At 42.5% G+C, this 7,733-nt stretch carries 10 protein-coding genes; 1 reads left to right on the top strand and 9 read right to left on the bottom strand.

Translation table 11 applies throughout. The features are described 5' to 3' along the window. The 8 genes from A3761_RS11600 to A3761_RS11565 all read right to left on the bottom strand — a co-directional run. Nucleotides 1–312: hypothetical protein (locus A3761_RS11600; protein ID WP_156491805.1), on the bottom strand; the 312-nt coding region annotated here is incomplete at its 3' end. Continuing rightward, a complete protein-coding gene (locus A3761_RS11595) occupies nucleotides 302–721 on the bottom strand; it encodes a hypothetical protein (protein WP_068567293.1) in 420 nt (139 codons plus the stop codon). The genes A3761_RS11600 and A3761_RS11595, both read right to left, overlap by 11 nt. Continuing rightward, nucleotides 718–1,491, bottom strand: coding sequence for a metallophosphoesterase (locus tag A3761_RS11590; RefSeq protein ID WP_068567295.1), 774 nt, complete (start codon nucleotides 1,489–1,491; stop codon nucleotides 718–720). Before A3761_RS11590 ends, A3761_RS11595 begins: the two co-directional genes overlap by 4 nt. Nucleotides 1,492–1,515: 24 nt before the next feature. Beyond that, nucleotides 1,516–2,562: a hypothetical protein gene (locus A3761_RS11585; RefSeq protein WP_068567296.1), complete on the bottom strand. Its 1,047-nt coding sequence runs from the start codon at nucleotides 2,560–2,562 to the stop codon at nucleotides 1,516–1,518. 62 nt (nucleotides 2,563–2,624) lie between these two features. After that, entirely contained in the window at nucleotides 2,625–3,794 is a 1,170-nt protein-coding gene (locus A3761_RS27660) for a hypothetical protein (protein ID WP_197473024.1), read from the bottom strand. 9 nt (nucleotides 3,795–3,803) lie between these two features. Next, nucleotides 3,804–4,268, bottom strand: coding sequence for a hypothetical protein (locus tag A3761_RS11575; RefSeq protein WP_068567298.1), 465 nt, complete (start codon nucleotides 4,266–4,268; stop codon nucleotides 3,804–3,806). An 89-nt stretch (nucleotides 4,269–4,357) separates the two neighbouring features. Then, a complete protein-coding gene (locus tag A3761_RS11570) occupies nucleotides 4,358–5,275 on the bottom strand; it encodes a sugar kinase (protein ID WP_068567300.1) in 918 nt (305 codons plus the stop codon). Between the two features lie 41 nt (nucleotides 5,276–5,316). Beyond that, nucleotides 5,317–6,336, bottom strand: coding sequence for an SPFH domain-containing protein (locus tag A3761_RS11565; RefSeq protein ID WP_068567302.1), 1,020 nt, complete (start codon nucleotides 6,334–6,336; stop codon nucleotides 5,317–5,319). Between the two features lie 177 nt (nucleotides 6,337–6,513). On the opposite strand from A3761_RS11565, the gene A3761_RS11560 reads away from it, so the two are divergent. Continuing rightward, nucleotides 6,514–7,227 (top strand): NUDIX domain-containing protein, encoded by a 714-nt coding sequence (locus A3761_RS11560; protein ID WP_068567305.1) that lies wholly within the window; start codon nucleotides 6,514–6,516, stop codon nucleotides 7,225–7,227. A 163-nt stretch (nucleotides 7,228–7,390) separates the two neighbouring features. Here A3761_RS11560 and A3761_RS27655 read toward each other — a convergent pair. After that, the coding region (locus A3761_RS27655; RefSeq protein WP_197473023.1) for a hypothetical protein at nucleotides 7,391–7,733 on the bottom strand (343 nt) is incomplete at its 5' end.

The following is a 7,733-nucleotide window of genomic DNA, read 5'->3' as shown; positions in this document are numbered from 1 at the left end:
ACAAAAAATAATTGATCTTAATTTGTTATAGGTTCCCATATCTAAATATGTACGTATTGCATAACTGTTATTATGCTGTGCAGGCAAGTCTCCAAGTCCTTTCACCAACAAGGAATCAACTTCTTTACACTGATTTAAATCAAGATGTTCGGTTGTGCAGAGCAGCTCGCGAGTACTTTTGCCTTCACTTTCAAGACGTCCCTTCAAATCTATTTGGAACTGTTCAATATTCCGTTCTGAACCAGTAATAACGATGTGACTCGATAAACCCATATTTAGATAATTGATCAACTTATCCAGATCAGAAATCATCGCGAGGCCTTTGATTAGTTGCATCCAAATTCATTGAGCTGAAGTATTCATGCCTAAGCTTATTATCATGCGGTAACACCCAATAAGGTTTGGTTTTAGCGACCACCAGAACACGATTCAAAGGATGTCGTTCGTTCACTATGTTTCGCATCACACTATTCAAGTTTCGTCTAAAGCGGGCCACAGGCAATACTTGGCAAGATATGTTTTCTACCACCTTCCCTCCATACTTGTTAGCAACCTTAAGACTGTCACCCTCCAAATAGGTGCCATCATAGGCTGGGTTCTTTGATAGTGTTGCCAATACTTCGCCGTTTTTCTGCGATACGGCAACTAACTCAGCCTTTACTAAGCTGGCAATGCGTTCACCCTCGCACTCATACTGCAAAACAGCTAGCTTGTATTTCATAACTCGATTACCTTGTTGGTAAGGTATGAGTCCTGACACTCTCTGCCATAGCCATGCTGATTACTGATCACACGAGTTGCTCCCATGTTTACATCGAAATTTGCGTGTGTGTGGCCAAAGGCCCAGATAGCCGGTTGATACTGCTCAATTAATGCATCGAACGATGAACAAAAATAAGCCGTCATTTCATCGATGGGAAATTTAGGGTTGGCTACTTTAACTGATGGAGCGAAGTGAGTGATGACCACGGTATGTTCGCAAGATGTTGGCGCCGACAGGGCCCTCTCAAGCCATTCGGATTGCTGTTCGCCTAACTCAATACAGTCATCAGTCGTAAATGTGTTATCGCCCATCCCTATCTGATAAAAGTCGTTGATTGATTGACCAACAACTCTACTAGCATGTTGCTGTTGATCTTTCCCTAAGCTCAGCATGCTCGGCCAGCCAGTACAACCAATAAATCGAATATTAAACAACTCAACGGTATCGCACTGAAGAAAGTGGATACGCTCATATTTCTTTAAGGAGTCCTTAAGAGCCACTTCTGCAGAAAGCATATCCTCGCTTCCGTAATACTCATGATTGCCTGTTATATAAATGATCTGCAATTCAGAATGTTTATCACTCAGTTCGATTAACAAGTCTGCGATATGACTGATGTATGAAATATCACCCGCTAGAATTAATACGTCCGGTACAGTACCTAACCAACCTTCAGGCGACTTCTGTAGTTCTAGGTGCATATCACTGTGCAGTGCGATTGTCGTCATGCTCTACCTCATTCTAATTTATTGTTATTCACTATCATCACCCAGGTTGTTCAAGCCATCTAATGCCTTCGGCGACATAATAATCTTCATTTTCTTTTTCAGCTTCACGACCGTTGGGTCAAAGTTTTGGATAATGTCTTTATGAGCATCGAATAAAAACTGCTTTAGCTTTGTTGCTTCACGCTCTTTGAGATGCGCTAGCCTTTCATTAGACTGTAGGTAGCCTTGGCAATCATCTAGGAAGTTTATAAACGTAATCTTTTTAGCTGTCTCGGCGTTATTTACAATGAAATTCCAATGAGGACCATCTATTTCATCACCCTGCTTTTCAAAGTAGACTTCATTTCTTGACTCGACGTGAAACTCATCGTTCAATCGATGATAGGTTTCACTTAGGTAGATTCGGTTTCTTGATTGTAATTCTTCTAGCTCTGCTTCAAGCCCCTTCGCATCAGTTTTGAAGTCCCAGAGCATACCTCCCTCGACGTTTTTACCGTGGTCATCCCCATCGACTAAGTCATAAGGAATCAGTGACTCAATGAACTCAGTCGCTGCCTCCTCTAGCGCGTCATACAAGTAGTAACTTAAGCTTGATACCGTTGAATAATAGAAATGGTCTTTACTGTCTAACAATCTGACCCAGTTATGATTTAGATAGAGTCGGTAGTCTCGATCAACCCGGGATTTAGGAAAATCCCTCTTTGTCGCCTCTTGTTGGTATTCATAATCCTTAAGATCATAGTCATACAGTGAATCAAAACTTGTTAAGTCAAAATCAGTGCCCTGTAACTCGCAAAGCCGAAATGAATTGTTGCCAATACCGGTTAAGGCTGTCGTGTAGGCATTAAGCAAATGACGATGTGACGACGCCAAGCTGTCATCTTCGTTTTGTGCATCGTACGTCAAACCAAACAACTCTCGGTAAAGAAACTCTTCGACCTTATCTCTATTGTTTTCGTAATAGTGCTGGCGACGTTTGTCTTTCTCTCGCCCGGAATACGAGAAAAACATTGGATCGATTAACATCAACAAACGAGTGATGATTTTTTTATCTGGCGTGTACATTTTCATTTCATCATCACCTACTTTAAATTGATTTAACAGTTTCTGGTCGTCGTTTTTATTTGACCTAGTTAGTCATAATCACAATCAGGCGAACCCCATTCTTTTCCAACTGGGCCGCCTAAGGCTCCTTGAAGCTTTCGGTGCTTACACCAGGCGATAGCAACTTCATCCATCGCTGTATCAGGAATACTTACAAATAATTGCTCAGAGCCTGCGGTTACTTTCTCGATTGCAAACTGCTCGGGGTCACGCATTGATATCATTGCGTGTGATTCAAAATCACTAAAGACATTATGCTCTTGATAAAGATAGGTCTGGGTATCTGGATGATAGGTAATTACTTTGGGGTCTTGTTCAAGCTTAATTGCCGTTTTGGCGAGCTCTTTTTGGCTGATAAAATGCTGTACGACGCTCACCAAGCACTCAGGATCAAATGATGCTGCAACTACATCTGCAATTGCCCGCTCTTGGATACAGGAAGCATTAGATATATCTGCCCCCCAAATACCGTTAACCATGTCAAAGTATGCATTGCCGCTAACATCCGTTAAGCCATAATCACGGCAGGTTATCACCCACCTTGCCGGATTGTTTTGCTTGGCTTGCGCAGTCTTTATAAACTCCAGTAAACCATCGTCTTCCGGACTCTTATTCAAGATATTCTCTTCCGTGTCACGACTTGCGGGCGACTCCTTGCGCTCGTGATTTGCAGAAGGTAAATCATTAATTGCGGCTCGCATACGAGTTAATCTTTCAGCCCTATAATCGTCAGGTCGATTGCCCGGCATTGCGCTAACCGCAGCATTCAGCCATGCATTAACATCAGCACATACCCGATCATTCTCGCTTGGATCAATGATTTCAGTATCTGAGTAAGCCAAGGCCTCTTTTACTTGATCCTCAACAGGCAATTTGGGGTCAGCAATGACCAGCCCAAAGATTGGAAAAGAAGCACCACTCTGAATTTCATCCATACGATCAATCACCCACTTTCTAGCGTCATCTTCGTTTGGAAACCTCCGCACCTCTTTCCAGTAAAAAGAATCGGGTATTTGTATTGATTCGCCGCTCTTGAGGTAGCAGGTAATTTGAGAGCTTTCTTCGGGTAGGTAGGCGCGATCAGATTGAAGTAACTCTAACGCTTCTCTGAATGTTTCTATAGGTTGAGGAAAATGATCCCTCATATCAAAAGCTCTAAAGCACAAGATATCCGGATGCTGTGTGGTTGGATGATTCATACCTGTCCTCTAGTCTTGGCCTATGTTTCTGAAATAGTGCTTCACTTCTAACCAGTTTTTAAACTGCGAGCTTCCGTACTGAATAAGTGCCCCGCCAAATGATTCCTGCCCTCGGCCTTCTCTTCGGTCATCTATCAAGTAGTCACCCTTCAATAGGTTCTTGTGATAAGAAATAATCAAGCGATGTACGTGCTCGGAACCCAAATGCTGCTCTACCCAAAGACGCTTTTCTGAATAGCACATAGGGTTGCACAGTGAAGGAGCTGTTAGGATGTAGACATCAAAATTCGCTTGTTCACATAGCCACTTAAACACTGATATTGCATCTTTGATGGGCTCAAGCGACTGATAAAACCCTTTTTGGCTTTGCGGGTAAGCAAGTTCTGGGCTTTGGACGATAGAGCAGTCGTAGGCTTTTGTGTAAGCACACAAGGTATCGTCAAGGTCCACATATATGATTACTTTTTCTGCCATAACGCTTACTCACCTTCGCTCTATAATTTTTTCAACGCTTGAATATTTCTTACTATAAACACCAAAGCGACATCATGTGTCGGGCATAGTTAGTTGGTGATTAAATTACCCTGTCTCTCTGCTACTTTGATGGTTGCCAGGCAACCAGAGTTAAACTGTATAAAATCATCTTCGATGCCGTCAGAGAAAATGACACCATTTTCCGGCATATATGACTCAAGCCCTAAAGGTTCGCTACCTTTAATCTCGCCATAAACGCACTGTGTTCCAGTTGTCTGGCTTGGAAAGGGTTCGCGTACTGCAAACTTCAAACGCTGCTCGCTCCAATCGAATATTTCCTTTTGGGCTTCATTCGCCATACCAGCAACACCGCTAGCTCCGGTAACGATAGACTGAAGCCAACCACTTGAACCTAAGCCGGTTGAAACGATAATACCTGATGAACTTTGCACTTCTTCCATCTGGTTCCAACGTATGCAGTAACGTGCAGACGTATGCGACTTAGGACCAATAAACAAATCATTCACCGCATAAATAACTTGTCCGTCATTAGTACTCGCCTGAGCCAAAGTGATATTTTTGCTTGATAACTTGCCCTTCGTTGTTCTTGTCACAACTTCTTTCAACTGCGCTAGCTCAAAAGGAAGCAGTACGCCGTCCCACCGTTTAGGGTCAGGATTAATCGCTATTAAAGGCTGTCGATTTAAGTACTTTAAGGTGTTTGCGACTAAACCATCCTGACCGATCACTACCACAACATCGGTTTGACCAAATTGATACGACGTTAGCATCGAGCGTTCAATACGCTGAAAGCGACCTAAGGTACGTAGAATACTTTCCGCTTCTTGAATCTGACTCTGATAGCGTACGTTTTCATCCAGGTAATCTTGAACATTGACCTGATTGTGCTCCAGATAAAACTTGGCCTGAGCCCAGCTATTGAAGCGCTCGACCAACTCTTGCAATCGAGTCTTTCGGGTTACTAGCACAAAGGTACAATCGTTCATGTCATTTACTCTTCTTAGTCATTAAATTCAAAGTCAATTTATCAAGCCACATTTCGTTTCATCATTTGGCCGAACAAATCTGGCGTAATCGTCAATTCACCAATTTTGCCAGCGTTCTGTGCTAACGATTCAAACGCCATGGCCATCAGCTGATCTGGCTCCATATTGGCTAAGGCCATTGCTTTTAAGTTCTCTACAGGTAAGGTTTTAAACGCTTCCATTTTTGAGGCAATTGCATAGCTCTCAACATCCGCCTCAGTCCGATTATTCTCAGCACTGCGCATAACAAGGTCTTTACGTTGCTCCTCTCTATCAATTTCTGCCTGCAAAGATTCCTGCTCTATTTGCGCTTTGCTGGCTAAAAGTGCACGTTCGTTTGCAACTCTCTGCTCCGCCATAAGTTGTTCTTTTTGCTGAACAGACATATCCGTTTCAAGCTCTGCCTCTTTGATCATACGTTCTTGCTCTACAGACGCTTTGCGACGACCGTATGTTGCATCATCTGACTGCTTAAGTATCTCTTCTCTTGCCACTGCCTCCAAAGCTTTCATAGTTTCTGGCGTAGGGGTAATGGCGGTGATTGAAATATCCAAAACCATCAAGCCCATTTCATCCAAAGAAGGGTCATTACTAACAGCCTTTCTTAATAGCTCTACCAATGATTGAACGGCAACTAAGGACTCCCTTAAGCTACACTTCTGAATATTGCTTTGCGCAGTCGTCTGTAACTTTCGAATTACACGATCACTCAATTTCATTGGGTCATCAGAAATAAATGACTCACCGTTTTTGGCCAAGGAAAAGTTCAACATATCTGCCGTCTTTTCTGCCGACTCAACCCTAAAGCTGACCTGCCCTTGAACACGAACAGATTGATAGTCTGCCGTTTGCAAGCCAAAGATAAACGGCGCTTCTTGCACGTTGACAGGTAGCGCTGCGATCGATGTCGTTGCTGGGCTATAAAAGAAACTTAAACCCTTACCTTTCTTTCGAACCTTGCCATTTACAGTTTTAATCACAAATGTTGATGCATCCGCTTTGTAATATTTGATACCTAACATAATCGATTCCTCTAAGGTTGTTTTTAATTCATTTAGTGTCTATATGTCACTTTTAAACAATAGTGTCTTATAGTTACTTTTTAGTCAAGCTAAAAGTGTCGAAAAGTCACAAATAAATTGCATCCCTCACATGAATCTCTAAAATAGGTTACATACGCCCTATAACGAGCCTTAAAGATGAACGAAGCCGATTACTTAAAAAGCTATGATAAGACAGAATTTGAAAGTCCGATTTTAACTGTCGATAGTGTTTTATTTACATGCCACGAAGAAACCTTAAAAGTTCTGCTAGTAAAGCGTGCTAATCATCCTGATCAAGGGACATGGGGCTTACCTGGCGGCTTTGTAGATTTAAAGAAAGATACATCGATACAAGATACTGCGATTCGAAAGCTACAGGAAAAGACAGGGATCGCCCCACCCTATATAGAGCAGCTAATCAGCCAAGGCGGGCCAAAACGGGATAAACGAGGTTGGTCGGTCACAGTTTGCTTTAGCGCGCTAATCGCTTATGAAGACTGCAGCGTTCACATTGACTCTGTTTCAAACGTGCAATGGATTACATTAGAGACAGCACTAACAATGGAACTAGCATTTGACCACAAGTCGCTGATAACCGCAGCCCTAGAACGCTTGCGCCAGAAAGCGCTGTACTCAATCGTACCGGCCTTTGCACTTCCAGAAAAATTCACCCTACCAGACCTCCAAAAAGTACATGAGATTGTTCTAGGTAAAGAGATCCAGAAAAAGTCATTTAGAAGACGAATTGAGCAGGCTAACCTGCTAATTGATACGGGTGAAAAACAAGCGAGTGGCAAACGCCAAGCAGCACTTTATAAAATGAAAGACGAATCTGGGGAATATAAGTTTTTGAGGAATTTGGAAAGTTAGAATGAATCCGCTATCTTTTTGGCTATTCTATCTAAAATAAAAAAACTTCTATCGGCTTGATGTTTGAGCATACAGTCTGCGAATTCAGTGCGGCCCAACCTAACGCCTCACTAGGGCTTAAATGTCCACATATCGGACATTGACCTTACGGGCAATTTCTACTCTACTGGAGTCGATTGAGAATGCTTTGATAGCCTTCTCTCAATAACGCAGCTGATGCAGAGGCATTCTGTTTGATTTGCGCTAAGGGTTGAGCTTTCATAGGTGCATCACTTCCCAATTCGTAGCTCTTTGCATCAATGACAATTTGAAGCTTCGGAATGACAGGATCATCGTCACCTTCTGTGGTTTTAAACCCATAATGATTAATTGTGATTTGGACGGATTTGCGACTGCATATCTTGGGCCTTGTTTCACTCAAGCACTGCTGCTCAAACCAATTTACAGTCTCTTCATTCACTATGTCGACAAATCGATATTTGCGTGAGAAGGTTTCGTGTATTTCT

The sequence above is a fragment of the Oleiphilus sp. HI0123 genome (genome assembly GCF_001635315.1).
This window is presented reverse-complemented; position numbering and strand designations above follow the sequence as displayed.

Excerpts from the sequence above, each read along its gene's own strand:
- A3761_RS11595 (WP_068567293.1), bottom strand. The coding sequence starts at position 721 with ATGAAATACAAGCTAGCTGTTTTGCAGTATGAGTGCGAGGGTGAACGC.
- A3761_RS11590 (WP_068567295.1), bottom strand. The coding sequence starts at position 1,491 with ATGACGACAATCGCACTGCACAGTGATATGCACCTAGAACTACAGAAG.
- A3761_RS11585 (WP_068567296.1), bottom strand. The coding sequence starts at position 2,562 with ATGAAAATGTACACGCCAGATAAAAAAATCATCACTCGTTTGTTGATG.
- A3761_RS27660 (WP_197473024.1), bottom strand. The coding sequence starts at position 3,794 with ATGAATCATCCAACCACACAGCATCCGGATATCTTGTGCTTTAGAGCT.
- A3761_RS11575 (WP_068567298.1), bottom strand. The coding sequence starts at position 4,268 with ATGGCAGAAAAAGTAATCATATATGTGGACCTTGACGATACCTTGTGT.
- A3761_RS11570 (WP_068567300.1), bottom strand. The coding sequence starts at position 5,275 with ATGAACGATTGTACCTTTGTGCTAGTAACCCGAAAGACTCGATTGCAA.
- A3761_RS11565 (WP_068567302.1), bottom strand. The coding sequence starts at position 6,336 with ATGTTAGGTATCAAATATTACAAAGCGGATGCATCAACATTTGTGATT.
- A3761_RS11560 (WP_068567305.1), top strand. The coding sequence starts at position 6,514 with ATGAACGAAGCCGATTACTTAAAAAGCTATGATAAGACAGAATTTGAA.